The 14763-nt window shown below is 67.4% G+C and carries 19 protein-coding genes; 10 read left to right on the forward strand and 9 right to left on the reverse strand.

All coding sequences use genetic code 11. The features are described 5' to 3' along the window. Window positions 1-94: 94 nt before the first annotated feature. Together purL and NDI56_RS07645 are read right to left on the reverse strand one after the other, a co-directional pair. Complete coding sequence (purL, locus tag NDI56_RS07640) at window positions 95-2257, reverse strand: phosphoribosylformylglycinamidine synthase subunit PurL (protein ID WP_310918842.1); 2163 nt, start codon at window positions 2255-2257, stop codon at window positions 95-97. Window positions 2258-2323: 66 nt separating this feature from the next. Next, the gene (locus NDI56_RS07645) at window positions 2324-2917 is read right to left on the reverse strand and encodes a TetR/AcrR family transcriptional regulator (RefSeq protein ID WP_310918843.1); all 594 of its coding nucleotides are present in this window, start codon (window positions 2915-2917) and stop codon (window positions 2324-2326) included. A gap of 93 nt (window positions 2918-3010) precedes the next feature. Here NDI56_RS07645 and NDI56_RS07650 point away from each other — a divergent pair, with 93 nt between their 5' ends. Then, on the forward strand, window positions 3011-3718 hold the full coding sequence (locus NDI56_RS07650; RefSeq protein WP_310918844.1) for a YqjF family protein: 708 nt from the start codon (window positions 3011-3013) through the stop codon (window positions 3716-3718). Further along, window positions 3715-4140 carry a thiol-disulfide oxidoreductase DCC family protein gene (locus NDI56_RS07655; RefSeq protein WP_310918845.1) on the forward strand — a complete coding sequence of 142 codons (426 nt, stop codon included), beginning with the start codon at window positions 3715-3717 and terminating at the stop codon, window positions 4138-4140. Before NDI56_RS07650 ends, NDI56_RS07655 begins: the two co-directional genes overlap by 4 nt. 53 nt (window positions 4141-4193) lie before the next feature. On the opposite strand, the gene NDI56_RS07660 is transcribed toward NDI56_RS07655, so the two are convergent. The 4 genes from NDI56_RS07660 to NDI56_RS07675 are packed head-to-tail and all read right to left on the reverse strand — an operon-like array spanning window position 4194 to window position 5504. Next, window positions 4194-4454: a hypothetical protein gene (locus NDI56_RS07660; RefSeq protein WP_310918846.1), complete on the reverse strand. Its 261-nt coding sequence runs from the start codon at window positions 4452-4454 to the stop codon at window positions 4194-4196. A gap of 3 nt (window positions 4455-4457) precedes the next feature. Next, window positions 4458-4769, reverse strand: coding sequence for a DUF7521 family protein (locus NDI56_RS07665; protein ID WP_310918847.1), 312 nt, complete (start codon window positions 4767-4769; stop codon window positions 4458-4460). Between the two features lie 55 nt (window positions 4770-4824). Next, window positions 4825-5124 (reverse strand): DUF7521 family protein, encoded by a 300-nt coding sequence (locus NDI56_RS07670; RefSeq protein ID WP_310918848.1) that lies wholly within the window; start codon window positions 5122-5124, stop codon window positions 4825-4827. Between the two features lie 2 nt (window positions 5125-5126). After that, on the reverse strand, window positions 5127-5504 hold the full coding sequence (locus NDI56_RS07675; RefSeq protein WP_310918849.1) for a helix-turn-helix domain-containing protein: 378 nt from the start codon (window positions 5502-5504) through the stop codon (window positions 5127-5129). Between the two features lie 206 nt (window positions 5505-5710). On the opposite strand from NDI56_RS07675, the gene NDI56_RS07680 reads away from it, so the two are divergent. The 5 genes from NDI56_RS07680 to NDI56_RS07700 all read left to right on the forward strand — a co-directional run bounded on the left by NDI56_RS07680 (window position 5711) and on the right by NDI56_RS07700 (window position 9759). Beyond that, complete coding sequence (locus tag NDI56_RS07680; RefSeq protein WP_310918850.1) at window positions 5711-6163, forward strand: Htur_1727 family rSAM-partnered candidate RiPP; 453 nt, start codon at window positions 5711-5713, stop codon at window positions 6161-6163. Further along, window positions 6160-7371: a TIGR04347 family pseudo-SAM/SPASM protein gene (locus NDI56_RS07685; protein WP_310918851.1), complete on the forward strand. Its 1212-nt coding sequence runs from the start codon at window positions 6160-6162 to the stop codon at window positions 7369-7371. Before NDI56_RS07680 ends, NDI56_RS07685 begins: the two co-directional genes overlap by 4 nt. Window positions 7372-7416: 45 nt before the next feature. Continuing rightward, a complete protein-coding gene (locus NDI56_RS07690; RefSeq protein WP_310918852.1) occupies window positions 7417-8103 on the forward strand; it encodes a PHP domain-containing protein in 687 nt (228 codons plus the stop codon). A gap of 1 nt (window position 8104) precedes the next feature. Then, entirely contained in the window at window positions 8105-9187 is a 1083-nt protein-coding gene (locus NDI56_RS07695) for an asparagine synthase C-terminal domain-containing protein (protein ID WP_310918853.1), read from the forward strand. Window positions 9188-9552: 365 nt separating this feature from the next. Then, the gene (locus NDI56_RS07700) at window positions 9553-9759 is read left to right on the forward strand and encodes a DUF2061 domain-containing protein (RefSeq protein WP_310918854.1); all 207 of its coding nucleotides are present in this window, start codon (window positions 9553-9555) and stop codon (window positions 9757-9759) included. 1 nt (window position 9760) lies between these two features. Here NDI56_RS07700 and NDI56_RS07705 read toward each other — a convergent pair whose 3' ends face one another. Together NDI56_RS07705 and NDI56_RS07710 are read right to left on the reverse strand one after the other, a co-directional pair. After that, entirely contained in the window at window positions 9761-10237 is a 477-nt protein-coding gene (locus NDI56_RS07705; protein WP_310918855.1) for an NUDIX domain-containing protein, read from the reverse strand. Between the two features lie 181 nt (window positions 10238-10418). Beyond that, the gene (locus NDI56_RS07710; RefSeq protein ID WP_310918857.1) at window positions 10419-11390 is read right to left on the reverse strand and encodes a transcription initiation factor IIB; all 972 of its coding nucleotides are present in this window, start codon (window positions 11388-11390) and stop codon (window positions 10419-10421) included. A 225-nt stretch (window positions 11391-11615) separates the two neighbouring features. On the opposite strand from NDI56_RS07710, the gene gatC reads away from it, so the two are divergent. The 3 genes from gatC (at window position 11616) to NDI56_RS07725 (ending at window position 13511) form a co-directional block, all read left to right on the forward strand. Next, the gene (gatC, locus tag NDI56_RS07715) at window positions 11616-11894 is read left to right on the forward strand and encodes an Asp-tRNA(Asn)/Glu-tRNA(Gln) amidotransferase subunit GatC (RefSeq protein ID WP_310918858.1); all 279 of its coding nucleotides are present in this window, start codon (window positions 11616-11618) and stop codon (window positions 11892-11894) included. Continuing rightward, window positions 11895-13175, forward strand: coding sequence for an Asp-tRNA(Asn)/Glu-tRNA(Gln) amidotransferase subunit GatA (gene gatA / locus NDI56_RS07720; protein ID WP_310918859.1), 1281 nt, complete (start codon window positions 11895-11897; stop codon window positions 13173-13175). 162 nt (window positions 13176-13337) lie between these two features. After that, a complete protein-coding gene (locus NDI56_RS07725) occupies window positions 13338-13511 on the forward strand; it encodes a hypothetical protein (RefSeq protein ID WP_310918860.1) in 174 nt (57 codons plus the stop codon). Between the two features lie 69 nt (window positions 13512-13580). Here the strand turns inward: NDI56_RS07725 and NDI56_RS07730 are convergent, their stop codons facing one another. Then, window positions 13581-14687, reverse strand: a complete 1107-nt coding sequence (locus tag NDI56_RS07730) for a glycosyltransferase (protein ID WP_310918861.1) — start codon at window positions 14685-14687, stop codon at window positions 13581-13583. Between the last annotated feature and the right edge of the window lie 76 nt (window positions 14688-14763).

Below are 14763 nucleotides of genomic sequence, written 5' to 3' on the forward strand. Positions count from 1 at the left end.
TCCGACGTGAATACGAACTGCGTAGACGGTTCCCCGGCGTGCGAGGGAGGTGTCGTCGATACACACCCACGGAAAAAGTGCGCTGGGCCGCCGTTCAGGCCAGCTCGTCGTCGATAGTGTCGCGCAGGTCGGCTATCTCTCCGGCGTGATACTGCAGCGTGTCTTCGTTGACCGTAATCGAGAGGTGGTTCGAGCCGTCGGCCTCGCCCAGTTCCGTCACGGGGGCGACGCCGTCGAAGGCCTCCCGGACGGCGGCCGGGTCGGTCGTCTCGAAGACGACGCGACCGGGCTGTTCGCCAAAGAGGAGCCGCTTTCGGGTGCCCCGGTCGACCGTCTCCAGCGAGACGTCGGCGCCGGCGTCCTCGTGGATCATCTCCGCGAGCGTCACCGCCAGGCCGCCGTGGCTCACGTCGTGGGAGGCGAGGACGTGGTCCTCGTCGGCCACCTCGGCGATGGTCTGTACGAGCCCGGTCGGGTCCGCGGGCAGTTCGGGGAAGGCGTCGGTCCCGCCAAAGAGCGCGGTGTACTCGGAGCCGCCCAGCCGCGGGTCGGCTTCGCCCTCCAGCCCGAGATCACCGACGACGACGAGGCTCCCCTCGCCCGATAACTCCATCGAGGGGGCGTCGTACCCCTCCTTGACGCCGACCAGCGCGAGCGTCGGTGTCGGCGGGATTGGCCCCGTCGCCGAGTCGTTGTACAGCGAGACGTTGCCACCGACCACCGGCACGTCGAGCTCGCTGCACATGTCGGCGAGCCCGTCGACGATGCCCTTGAAGCCGCCGTAGACGTCGGGCTTCTCGGGGTTGCCGCCGTTCAGGCAGTCGACGGCGGCGTGGGGGACGGCGCCCTTCGCGGCGACGTTCGTGGCGTTTTCCAGCGCGACCGCGCGGGCGCCCTCGTAGGGCGCGGCGTCGGTCCAGTTGGGGTCCGCGCCGGCCGAGAAGGCCAGCCCGGTGCCCGACTCCCGAATCGCGAGCAGGGCGGCGTCGTCGCCCGGCAACACGCTCGTCCGGACCTGCACCTCGTGGTCGTACTGGCGGTACACCCACCGCTTGGAGGCGGTGTTCGGGCTGGCGACGATGCGCTCGAACGCTTCGGCGAGGTCCATCGTCGGCAGGTCCCGCTCCTGGACCGGCGGGGCCTCGCTCGGCAGGTCGTTCATCGGGGCCCCGTCGCCGAGGAACTCGGCCCCGACGTCGACGACCGTCTCGCCCTCGAACGTACAGACGTAGTTCGTGCCGGCCTCGGTGAGTTCGCCGATGACCGAGCAGCCGAGCTCGTAGCGCGCCGCGAGTTCGGCGACGCGGTCGACGTTCTCGGGGGCGACCTCGTACACCATGCGCTCCTGGCTCTCGGCCAGCAGGTACTCCAACGCCGTCATGTTGGGTTCGCGCTCGTGGACGCGGTCGAGTTCGATTCGCGCGCCCAGCCCGCCCTTCGCGACCAGTTCGGAGGAGGCCCCACCGAGCCCGGCCGCCCCGAGGTCGCGAGCCGACTCTATCAACTCCTCGTCCAGCAGCGCCTCGTTACACTCGATGAGCAGCTTCTCGGCGTACGGGTCACCGACCTGGACCGCCGGGCGGTCCTCGGTCTCGGCGTCCTCCGCGAGGTCCTCGCTGGCGAAGGAGGCCCCGCCAAGCCCGTCCCGGCCCGTCGAGTTCCCGACGAGGACGAGCTTGTTACCCGGCTCCTGGGCCTCGGCGGTGACGGTCCGTTCGGGCTTCAGCAGGCCGATACAGGAGACGTTCACCAGCGGGTTGCCCTCGTAGTCCTCGTGGAAGGCGACCGAGCCGGCCACGGTGGGAACACCGATGCAGTTGCCGTAGTGGGAGATACCCTCGACGACGCCCTCGAAGAGGTACTGCGAGTGTTCGCGCTCGAACTCGCCGAAGTACAGCGAGTCCGCGAGCGCGATGGGATAGGCGCCCATCGAGAGCGTATCCCGGACGATGCCGCCGACGCCGGTGGCCGCGCCGTCGAACGGGTCGACGTAGGACGGGTGGTTGTGGGACTCGACGCCCATCGTGATGTACATCTCGTCGCCGTCGTAGGTCGGCAGGGAGACGACTGCGGCGTCGTCACCGGGGCCGATGACGACCTGGTCGCCCTCGGAGTCGAAGGCCGTCAGGAGCGGTCGCGAGGAGCGGTAGGCACAGTGCTCGCTCCAGAGGTTCTCGAAGAGCGCGGCCTCTGCTCGCGTTGGCTCCCGACCGATTTCTTCGACCACGAGCTCGTGGTCAGCGTCGGACAGGCTCATTAGGAAGTCGTGGCCCCCGGCCGGCTAAATCGCTTTCCATGCAGGGCCGACCACGTGACACCGCGTTCACGCCGACTCGGCCAGCAGGCTGTCGACGTACGCCGACCAGCCGGCTTCGAGGTCATCGGCCACGTCCATCTCCAGCGCGACGGCGATGCCCGTCGACCCGTCGGCCGCCGCCAGCAGGAACGCAGCGGTCGCCCGAGGGTCGACCTGACGGAACACGTCCTGCTCGATGCCGGACTCGACGATGTCGGTCAACGCGTCGAGACACGCGGTCTCCAGTTCCAGCAGCGGTCCCCGGAGCGTCTCGTTGTAGGGCGCGTGCGAGAGCAGCTCCATGATGGCGACCGCGATACCGGCGTACTCGTGTTCGGGCGTCCGAAAGAGGAACGCACAGGCGTTCCGCAGCGCTTCCTCGGGCGCGTCGGTGTCGACCTGAAGCAGGTCTTCGCTGAGATAGTAGGCCGCGTGTTCGAGGAAGGCAGCGATCATCTCGTCTTTGCTGTCGAAGTAGTAGTAGAGCCCCGCCTCGCTGTTCGGGTAGTGTTCGGCTATCTTCGCGGTCGTCAGCCGCTCGTAGCCGTGCTGGGCGAGCGCCTCCTGGACGGCAACGGCGACCTCCGCCCGTGCGTCTTCGCCAATGTCGGTACTCGCCATATATCCGAGTGGACGCTCAGTCGTTTCAGCGTTTCGCTGTCCGTGACCCGGCTGAACGAAAGTCGTTTTTTATCTCGGCCCGCTAGTGAAAGCATGGTCATCCCGCTGGAGATGGGCTGGCGGCACCTCCTCTTCGAGAACTGGCCGGTCGACCCCGAGCTGATGGACTCGCACCTGCCGGACGGACTCAGTCCCGACACCTTCGACGGGACGGCGTGGCTATCGGTCGTCCCCTTCACGAACGTCGACGTCCGACCGAAGGGGCTCCCGAAGTGGGCCGGCCTCCCCCTGCCGGAGCTCAACGTTCGCACGTACGTCACTCGCGACGGCGTTCCGAGCGTCTACTTCTTCAGCCTGGACGCACAGGGCGTAAGCAGCGTCGTCGGCGCGCGGCTCTTCCATCACCTGCCGTACTACTACGCCCGCATCTCGCTGGAGTGGGAGAGCGGCCGGGTCGAGTTCGACAGTCGGCGCAAACACCCCGGGGCCCGACCCGCCCGCTACGATGCGACCTACTGGCCCAGCGGCGAGCCGTTCAGCGCGCCCGAGGAACCACTCGGTGCGTTCCTGGTCGAGCGCTACCGCTTCTACACCGAAGCGCCGGACGGGACGCTCCGGTACACTGACGTGTCTCACGACCCGTGGACGCTGTATCCGGCCACGGCCGAGGTCCGGACCGACACGCTCTGTTCGGCCGACGGCTTCGACCGACCCGGGGCCGACCCGGTGTACTACTACAGCCCGGGTCTCGACGTGGTCGCACAGCCGAGCCAGCGCGCGCCCGCAGGGGGTGCGCTGTGAGCGACCCCAGCGAACTGCCGGGCGGAGACCACCCGGTCTTGCTGTTCGACGGCGTCTGCAACCTCTGTAACGGCCTGGTTCAGTTCATCGTTCCGCGGGACCCGGAGGGCGTCATCCACTTCGCGCCGCTCCAGTCGGCGGCAGCGAAGGCGCTGCTCTCGGGCCACGGGCTCCCGCCCAGCGACCTCGACAGCGTCGTCCTCGTGGAGGACGGCGACGTCTACCGAAAGTCCGACGCGGTCATCCGCGTCGCGGAGCTGCTGGGCTGGCCCTACCGGGCCGCGGGCGCCGGCCGCGTCGTCCCAGCGCCGCTCCGGGACGCGCTGTACGACCTCGTCGCCGACTACCGCTACGACCTGTTCGGCCGAAAGGACCGGTGTATGCTCCCCGACGAGGACGTACAGGACCGCTTTCTCGGGTGAGCGGCCGTCGTAGCGACGGTAACCCCGGCGCTGTCCGGGGACACGCCGCTGTATCAGTCGAACAGCTCCAGTACGGTCCGGGCCGTCGCCCGGTCGGCTGACTCCCCGAGCCTCGCCCTGGGCGCCGCGAGGACTCCCGCCGCGATTCGGGCGCCCAGCTGTTCGACGGCCGCCCGTTGCTCGTCGGTCAGTTCGCCCCCCAGCCGGGTCAGTGCCCGCTCGACCTGCGCCGTACTGACGGCCTCGGCCCGCCGGTCCAGGCAGTCGGCGGCCGTTTCGACGGGTGTCGTGGGCTCGTCGTCGCGCGTCGACACGGGTCAGCTGCCGGCCAGTCGGTCCGAGTACAGCGAGTATGTCATCACGAGGAAGCCGGCCGCCGTGAAAACGCTCTCGACCGCGGTGCTGACGACGAGCGGGACGCCGAGCAACTGGTTGAGGCTCCCGGCCAGCACCGCACCGGCGGTGACGAGCCCGATACCAACCGAGAGCACCCGCATCGCCGTCGCTCGAGTGCGTCTGTACGCCCGGCAGGTCAACGTCGTCAACACGAGGCCACAGGCCAGGGTCAACGTCTTGGTCGCGACTAGGAGGACCGTACTGGGATGGAGCATCTCGTATGGTAGTGCCATCGCCTCCGATAAATACAGCTCTCCGTGTTGTCAGAAGCTGGGAACGGTGGGGGGCTCACTTGACGTACAGCGAGTAGAGGATGACGCCGAGGCCGGCCGCAGTCATCGCGCTGGAGATGAAGACGCTGGTGACCAGCAGCTCCTCCCCGACGTACGTCCCCACCGCGAGGTCGAGTACCCCGCCGACGATAGCCCCGGTGGTAACGATGCCAAAGCCAAGCGTCAGCCAATAGTGCTGGGCGGCTCCGGTCCGGCGGTAGGCCCTATACGAGAAATGGGTGATGAGCCCGCCGAGTACCAGGATGAGCGTCTGCGCGACGACGACACCGATCTGTGAGCTTGGGATATGTACCATTGTCAGGTCTCCTTGCGCACTTCCGACCAGAGGTTTTCGAGGCGCTGGTCCGGCGACCGCGCCAGGTGGTCTATGTCGACCTCGAACTGGCGGGACTCGTCGAGCCCGATGACGACTGCCTCGAAGTCGACGGCGTACCGACTGGCGTGCTGGCCGTCGGACCGGACCTCGACTCCCTCGTGTAGCAGCGACGCCTCGGTCAGCAGTTCGAGCTTCCGGTAGGTTGTCGAGAGCGGGACTCCGCTCTCCTCGGATATCTTGCTCGCCGTCATCGGTTCGGAGAGCACCCTGACTATCTTCCGACAGTCCTCGTCGTCGAGCGCGTCGAGGACCGTCGTCAGTTCCGCAGTTGCCTCTTCGGCCAAGGGGTCCCGGACCATCCTTGGAGGAGTTCTCGTCCCGACCCTTTTAATCTAACCGGCTCGGGGAAGAGACGGCCCAAATACATCGATTTCGGGCGATTAGAATTAGATATCGTCTCGGGGATTTTATAAAACCCTCGGACAGTTCCCACCGTCCGGGAACAGTTCTGTCGGCCCGGGAACACCCGCCCGATAGTTTGTCCGCCGCCGCCGAACCATCGGATATGTCCGACACTGTCGGGAGCTCGACCACGGAATCCGGATGTGAGGAGACCGGACAGGCGACAGCGGACACGGGTTCTCAGGAGCTGGGAACGCACTGGCAGCGTTTTTTCCGTACCGAACGACCACCGGACATGGACGCGCTCGACCACACTGTAGACCACCCGCGCAGTGCGACCAGCAGGGAGTGGGAAGTGTTCTGCCGGGAGACCGAATCGGAGCCCCTCACCCACGTCGGCAGCGTGAGCGCGCCGACCGCAGCCGTCGCCCGCGAACAGGCCACGACGCTGTTTGGCCACGCCGTGGCGCTGTGGCTCTGTCCGGCCGACGGGACAGTCAGAGTTCAGGGGAGCGAGCTCGGGGTCGGCGAGACGGCGGCCGAGGGGAGCGACGACGCTCCCACGATGGACGAGGGGCAGATGGAGACCGAGACGCTTCAGGGTGGCGCCGAATGATATCCGTCTCGAAACTGCTGACCGGCCTCGACGCCGAGGGCGACGGCCTCCGGTACGACGCGGCCGAGGAGTCGACGAAACGCCAGATTCGGAACCGGAAACAGCGCCGCCCGGTCGTCGTCTGGAACGTCACCAAACAGTGCAATCTCTACTGTGACCACTGCTACGCCGCCGCGGACACCGACATCGCCGACGGGGAGCTGACCACGGCCGAGGGCAAGGCACTGCTCGACGACCTCGCCGACTACGGCGCGCCGGTCGTCCTCTTCTCGGGCGGCGAGCCGCTCGTGCGACAAGACCTCGAAGAACTGATCGCCCACGCGGCCGACGCGGGTATCCGGCCCGTCCTCTCGACCAACGGGACGCTCATCACCGAGGCCCGGGCCCGGTCGCTTCGCGACGCTGGGCTGGCCTACGCCGGCGTCTCCGTCGACGGGCTCCCGGAGATCAACGACGCGTTCCGGGGCGTCGACGGCGCGTTCGACGGCGCGGTTCAGGGCATCGAGAACTGCCTCGACGCCGGGCTGAAAACCGGGCTGCGGTACACCATCACCGAACGCAACGCCCCCGACCTCGAAGGGGTCGTGGAGCTGCTGTCCGACGTGGGGGTCGACCGCTTTTGCTTCTATCACCTCGACTACGGCGGCCGCGGGACCGAGATTCTCGACGCCGACCTCTCGCCCGTCGACCGCCGCGAGGCCGTCAAGCGGGTCTGTGACATGACCCGCGACTACCACGCCCGCGGTGAGGAGATCGAGACGTTGCTGGTCGGCAACTACGCCGACGCGGCCTATCTGGTCGAGTACGCTCGCGAGCACATGGGCGAGGAGCAGGCCCGACGTGTCTACGAGTACCTGCGGGTCAACGGCGGTGACCCGACCGGCGAGCGCGTCGCCGACATCGATTATCAGGGGAACGTCCACCTCACGCAGTTCTGGCAGGGGTACTCGCTGGGGAACGTCCGCGACAGGTCCTTCGGCGCTATCTGGGAGGACGAGTCGAATCCGCTGTTGCGAGCGCTTCGCGACCGCGAGTCCCATCTCACGGGTCGCTGTAGCGACTGCCGGTACGCTGGCGTGTGTCGGGGCGGGTCGAGACTTCGCGCGCTGACTGTCGCCGACGACCCCTTCGCGCCCGACCCACAGTGTTACCTGACTGCCGAGGAGATCACCGGTCCGAGGCCGTTCGGAGCGGCCGAATCCGACTGAACGCGTACCGGGGCGCTTTTGGCCTGTCCATCTCTACCCTCGGGCGTGCTGTCGGTCGAGCTCCACACACACTCGTCGCTGTCCCACGACGGCCGGGACCCTGTCGAACTCCTCCTCGAACAGGCCCGCGCCGTCGGACTGGACGCGCTGGCCGTCACCGACCACGACGAGCTCGAAGCCAGCCGCCGAGCGGCTGACCTCGCTCCCGACTACGGGCTCGTCGGCATCCCGGGCATGGAGGTCACCTGCGAGGCCGGCCACGTCCTCGCGCTCGGCATCGCGGAGGCGATTCCACCGGGGCTGTCCTTCGCCGAGACGCTCGACCGCATCCGTGACCAGGGTGGTCTCGCCGTGGTCCCCCACCCGTTTCAGGAGTCGCGCCACGGCGTCCTCGACAGGATATCGAAGGACGAGCTCACGGCCGCCGACGCCATCGAAGTGTACAACTCCCGCTTGCTCACCGGTCGGTCGAACCGACAGGCAGAGCGCTTCGCCCGGCGGCGCGGCCTCCCGATGACCGCCGGCAGCGACGCCCACATCGCCGAGATGGTGGGACAGGCGGTGACGACGGTCGACGCGAGCGAGCGGTCCGTCGACGGTATCCTCGAGGCCATCCGCGAGGGACGGACCACGGTCGAGGGCAAGCGGACGCCGTGGCGTATCAGCTTCCGGCAGGCCGCCGGCGGGGCCAGACGCCGTATCGTGAGCCGTCTCGGAGGGCTGCTCGAGTAATATGCGTGGCGCCGACGAGACCCTCGTCCGCGAGGCGCTTTCGGCCCGTGACCCGCTGCCCGGAACGACCGGATTCGCCGGCGAGGTCGACGGCGGGCTCGTCAGAGACGTACTGGGCCGAGAGCCGCTGTTCGTCGAGTCCGGCACGCCCCGAGATTCGATGCCGGTCTGGAGCCACGACCCCCGAGACCTGGCAGACCCAGAGCTGTTCGCGGCCGGCCACGTGCGCGATACCGACGGTGAGCGTGCGGTCTGGACACTTCCCGACCCCGAGCCGTTCGCCGACCGCGAGACCGCTGTCGACCGCGTCCGTGAAGCCGTCGAGACGAGCGTGGACACCGTCGAGACCGACGGGCTGGCCGTCGCCTTCTCGGGCGGGGTGGACTCGGCCCTGCTCGCGGCCCGGCTCGACGCGCCGCTGTACGTCGCCGGCTTCCCCGGGAGTCACGACGTCGGCGCCGCGCGTTCGGCGGCCGACCTGCTCGACCGCGAGCTACACGTGGTAGAGCTGACCCACGACGCCATCGAGCGAGCCGTTCCGGAGATAGCCGCCGCGACCGGACGGACCGACGCGATGGCCGTCCAGATCGCGCTCCCGCTGTACCTGACCGCCGAGCGCGTCGCCGCCGACGGGTTCGACCGCCTCGGACTGGGGCAGGGCGCCGACGAACTGTTCGGTGGCTACGCGAAAGTCGAGAAGGCCCCCGACGACCCCCGTGTCGAGGCCGACACGGTCCGGGGCGCACAGCGTGAGGTCGTCCACACGCTGCCCGAACAGCTCCCGCGGGACGTGCTGGCCCTGCGTCACGCGGGCGTCGAACCGGTGACGCCGCTGCTGCACGACCGGGTGGTGTCGGCCGCACTCCGGCTCGACGACGAGATGCTGGTCGACGGGGAGACCCGCAAGTGGACGCTCCGCCGGGCCGCGCTGGGCTCGTTGCCCGAGGCTATCGCGACCCGAGACAAGAAGGCGGCCCAGTACGGCTCGCTGGCCGCGCGCGAACTCGACCGGCTGGCTCGCCAGGCCGGCTACAAGCGCCGGATGGACGACCACGTCACGAACTACGTCGAGTCGCTCCTGTAGCGAACGGACGGCCGCATACGGAACGTCGTAGTGATTGCCGGCCCACGGTCGGCGCTGTCGGGCAACCGGCTACAACAATCCGTATCAGAGACACGAGCCGGTCGGCCGCCTGCGTCGCTTTGCCGGCTCGCGGCAATTTTCAGCGGATACCGGCGTTGGCCGCCCGCTGGTACTTGAACCTACGCCCAGTGTTGAACCACCGGCCTGAACCACCCCCCACTACCACGCTTAATTAAATATAATTAATTTTTAGTTCGGCCCGACGGTACTCTCTCTCTCGAATGTTAGTGGTTCGTCACGTCAGCACGGTCCTGCCAAGTGAACAGTGGTGTCGAAACAACCGCCTGGACTGGCGGTGACGAGTCGTGGTACAGCACCGGCGGTCACTCGTCAAGGCCGTCAGTTACCGCGTCTTCGCGACGTCAGTGGTCTTCGCCATCGCGTTCGTCTTCACCGGCGAACTCGGCTCGTCCGCGAAAATCGGGCTCTCGGCGGCCGTCGCCAAGACGGTCCTGTACTATCTGTGGGAGCGGCTGTGGAACGCCATCGACTGGGGGACGGGGCCGGCGTAACTCAGCTGGAGTCGACCGCTTCGATGGCGCGCTGTCCGATTTCCACCACGTCCGCCGGAATCTCGTCGCTGCGGGCCCGAAGGTCCGCGGACGTGAACCACGTCCAGTCGTCGGCGGGCTGTTCACCGGGACCGGGCTGGATATCCTGACTCGGGGCGGCGCCGTAGAAGATGAAGTCGATGTGCTGGTGACCGACCGCGCCGTTCTCGTGGACGTTGATATCCTCGACCAAGAAGTGCTGTGGCTGGGGGATAGAGTGGACCGTCTCGCTCGTGATGGCCTCCTGTGGCGCGACGAGGTCGACGCGCATCCCGAGTTCTTCCTCCGTTTCCCGTAGCGCGGCCTCGTGAGGGAGTTCGTCGCGGTCGAGGTGGCCGCCGGCAGGGAGCCACATCTCCAGCTTGTCGTGTTCGTGCAGGGCGACAGCGCCGTCGCTGACGGCGTAGACGGTCGCGACGAAATGCCGTGTCGTCTCCATGGACGCGCCGATGGGTCGCAGGAAAAACTACGTTACGGAGTGCCGGACGGGCAGTTGCTGTAGCTGCCGGGAGAGCGAAGCGCTCCCGAACTGTCCCGGACCGCGGCAGGCCGAAGCTCCTCGGCTGTCGAGCCGCCGCTGAGGGACACCGGACCGGATTCGGAGCCGAAAGCACGGCTCTTTAGGGGTGGACGCTGTCCTCGGCTTCCAGCAGCTCGTGGTAGCGGTTCCGGATAGTGACCTCGGAAATGTTGGCGACCTCGCTGACTTCGCTCTGGGTCACCTTCTCGTTGGTCAGCAGGGAGGCGGCGTACACCGCGGCGGCAGCCAGTCCGACGGGCGACTTGCCCGAGTGGACGCCTTCCTGCTTTGCGTTCTGGAGGAGCTGGCGGGCGCGTCGTTCGACCTCCTCGGTGAGGTCGAGGTCGGACGCGAAGCGGGGGACGTAGCTCTCGGGGTCGGCCGGCTGGATTTCGAGGCTCAGTTCCCGGACGACGTAGCGGTAGGTGCGGGCGATCTCGTCCTTGCCGACGCGGGAGACGTTGGCGATTTCGTCCAGCGAGCGGGGTGTCCCGGCCTGTCGGGCAGCGGCGTACAGCGACGCCGTGGAGACGCCCTCGATGGAGCGGCCCGGGAGCAGGTCTTCGTCGAGCGCTCGGCGGTAGATAACCGAGGCCGTCTCGCGGACGTTCTCGGGCAGGCCGAGCGCGGAGGCCATGCGGTCTATTTCGCCCAGGGCCTGCTTGAGGTTGCGCTCCTTGGAGTCCCGCGTCCGGAACCGCTCGTTCCACGTGCGGAGGCGTTGCATCTTCTCGCGCTGGCGCGAGGACAGGGAGTTGCCGTAGGCGTCCTTGTCTTGCCAGCCGATGTTGGTCGACAGTCCCTTGTCGTGCATCATGTTCGTCGTCGGGGCGCCGACGCGGGACTTCTGGTCTTTCTCTTTGGAGTCGAACGCACGCCACTCGGGGCCGGGGTCGATCTCGTCTTCCTCGACGACCAGCCCGCAGTCTTCACAGACGGTTTCGCCGCGCTCACTGTCTGAGAGCAACGAGCCACCACACTCTGGACAGACCAGAGACTCCGCTTCGTCTTCGGTCTGCTCCTCTTCGGTTTCGCGCTCACTCGTGTATCGACGGATGGTGGTATCGGTCATTGGTTTTGCGAACAGGCGGGTCTGGTGACCCGAAAAACGTCTCTTGTACGCTTCTGTTGTGGAGCGAGCGACTTAAAACTTTTCCCAAATCACAAAGCTACAATTTCCATATCGAAAAACAGTGTTGGTATTTGCGGTCGAAATACTGCAGTTGGGAGAACTATCCCAAACAATTGGGCTCGCGGTTCCGAAACGCTTACCGCCGGCCCAGTGTTCGGCGACAGTATGAGCGACAACGCTGTCGAGAGCGACGAGGTCGGCCACATCGCCGACCTCGCCCGTATCGACCTGGACGACTCGGAGGTCGAGCGGTTCACCGAGCAGTTCGGCGAGATTCTGGCCGCCTTCGAGGCGCTCGACGAGGTGCCCGACACCGACCGCGAGACCGACCTGACCAACGTGATGCGTCCCGACGAGGTCCGCGAGTGCCTGAGTCAGGAGGAGGCGCTCCGTAACGCTCCCGACTCCGAGGCCGGGCAGTTCAAAGGGCCGAAGGTGTCGTAGATGAGTGACCTCAACGCCTACATCGCTACCGAGACCATAGAGGGGAGCGACGACGGCCCGCTCGCCGGTCGAACAGTCGCCGTCAAGGACAACATCTCGACGAAGGACGTCCAGACCACCTGTGGCTCGGCGATGCTAGAGGGGTACGTCCCGCCCTACGACGCGACGGTCGTCGAGCGCCTCAAGGACGCCGGCGCGACGATTCCCGGCAAGACGAACATGGACGAGTTCGGGATGGGGACGACGACCGAGACCTCCGCCTACGGGGCCGTCGAGAACCCCGTCGCCGAGGGCCACGTTCCCGGCGGCTCCTCGGGCGGGTCAGCGGCGGTCGTCGCCTCGGGCGACGCCGACATGGCGCTCGGCAGCGACACCGGCGGCTCCATCCGCTGTCCAGCGGCGTTCTGTGGCGTCGTGGGTATCAAGCCCACCTACGGGCTCGTCTCCCGCTACGGGCTGGTGGCCTACGCCAACAGCCTCGAACAGATCGGTCCTATCGCCCCGACCGTCGAGGACGCGGCGGAACTGCTTTCGGTCATCGCCGGACCGGACGAGCGCGACGGGACGACCCGTGATGCGACCGACAACGGCACCGACTACGACTTCGCCGCCGCGGCCGACGGCGACGTCGACGGGCTCTCTATCGGCGTCCCGACGGAACTGCTCGACGGCGCCGACGAGGCCGTCGTCGAGACGTTCTGGGACGCAATCGACGAACTGGAGGCCCAGGGCGCGAGCTACCACGAGGTCGACCTCCCGAGCGTCGAACACGCCGTCGAGGCCTACTACGTCATCGCGATGAGCGAGGCCTCCTCGAACCTGGCGCGGTTCGACGGCGTCCGCTACGGGAAGAGCGGCGGCGAGGGCAACTGGAACGAGTCGTTCGCCCGCGCCCGCGAGGAGGGGTTCGGCGAGGAGGTCAAACGCCGCGTCCTGCTTGGCACCTACGCCCTCTCCGCGGGCTACCACGACAAGTACTACAAGAAAGCCCAGGACGCTCGTGCCTGGGTCAAACAGGACTTCGACGACGCCCTCTCGGAGGCGGACGTGCTCGCCTCGCCGACGATGCCGGTCCCGCCGATGGAGCGGGGCGAGAGCCTGTCGGACCCGCTGACGATGTATCTCGCCGACGCGAACACGACGCCGGTGAACCTGGCGAATCTCCCCGCCATCTCCGTCCCCGCGGGCGAGACCGACGAGGGCCTCCCCGTCGGGCTCCAGCTCGTCGGGCCCGCCTTCGGCGAGAAGACGATTATCCGGGCCGGCAGCGCGCTGGCGTAAGCGGCCACGTCGGTTCATCGAACCGAATTCACGACTCCTGTCGCGAATTCGGTCTTTTTCACTCACGTTTTTCGACGAGTGGTGGGCGAGCGGAGCGAGCGCACGAGAGAAAGGAAGACGTGGACTGATACGTTTTTACGCCCCCACCATCTGTACTCGGCCATGAGTGACGACCGACTCGGCTGGGTTCGCTGGCCGCTAGTGGCGAGAGCCGCCGCCGCAGGTACCGGTCTCGGGAGCATCTACGGCGTCGCGACCGGTGATTTCGTCTTCGGCCTCATAGCGGGGGCCATGATGGGTATCGGCTTCGCCGTTGGCCGGTCGTACACGTCGTAACTGCCGCCGCCGTTTTTACTGTGGCCGTCCGTACCCGGACAGCGACGGGCGGGCGACTCCGACCGGGTGCTATCGCAGCACCTGCCGGTAGACCTCGACGAGGCGGTCGACGGCGTGGTCGACGCTGACAGCGTCCCGGCGAGCGAGACAGCGTTCGCGCAGCCGGTCGCGGTCGTCGAGCACCCGCTCGATGGCTCGCTGGAAGCCGTCCATGTCGCCTTCCGCGTAGCTGTAGCCGGTCTCGCCGTCGTCGATAGTGTCGCTGAGCGCGCCCGCGTCGACGCCCGCGACCGGGGTCCCACAGCAGTTGGCCTCCAGCGCGACCAGCCCCTGTGTCTCGACGGGGCTGGGGAACGCAAAGACGTCGAGCGCGGCGTAGAACTCGGGCAGTTCCTCGCGGTCCAGAAATCCCAGAAACCGGACGTCGAGGTCGCTGGTCGCCGCCGCGGATTCGAGGTCCTCGCGTACGGGGCCGTCACCGCCGAAGACGACGGTCACGTCGAGTCCCGCACAGGCGGTGAGGATATCGCCCAGACACTTCTCGTGGCCGTGGCGGCCGGTGTAGCCCACCAGCGGTCGGTCGGGGAGGTCGTAGCGCTCCCGGAAGTCGCTCGCCTCTGGTGGCGCGAAAAACTCCGTGTCCACGCCGTTCGAGACGACCTCGACGGCGGTGCCAGCGCCCAGCGTCTGGCGGACGTAGTCGGCAGTCCGTTCGCTCGGCGTGATGATGCGGTCGGAGCCGTCGAGATACCACCGCTCGTACTGCTCGGCGCTCGACTGGACGGCGGACTCGAGGAGATCCGTCTTCGAGACGTACTCCGCGTACTCGCCCGTGGGAGTGTGGTACGACGTAACCAGCGGCGCGTCGATTTTCCGGGCCAGACGCTTCCCCGCCATCCCGAGGCTAAACGCCGTGTGTGCGTGGACGACGTCGGCGTCGTGGACCGCGCTCGGAATCTGTGGCATCCCGAGCCGGTAGCCGTCGTAGAAGGGGAACGGCAAGCTTCGGACCGGGTGTTCCCCCGCCACCGGTGTGTGGTCGCTCCGGGGGTACACCACGTCCATGCGGCCGTCGCGGGCCTGCCAGTGGTCGCGCCACGTCTGAACCGTGTAGGTCACGCCGTTGACCGTCGGCAGGTACGTATCCGTGAACGCGGCCACCTGCGGCAATGCCATGGCGACGGCGTAGACAGACCAGCGGCTAAACCCTTGCCATTGGCCGGTCGGTGTATTTTTCACTGGTACTCCGTAG

It is taken from the genome of Halomicroarcula saliterrae, assembly GCF_031624395.1.
Lineage (GTDB): Archaea > Halobacteriota > Halobacteria > Halobacteriales > Haloarculaceae > Haloarcula > Haloarcula saliterrae.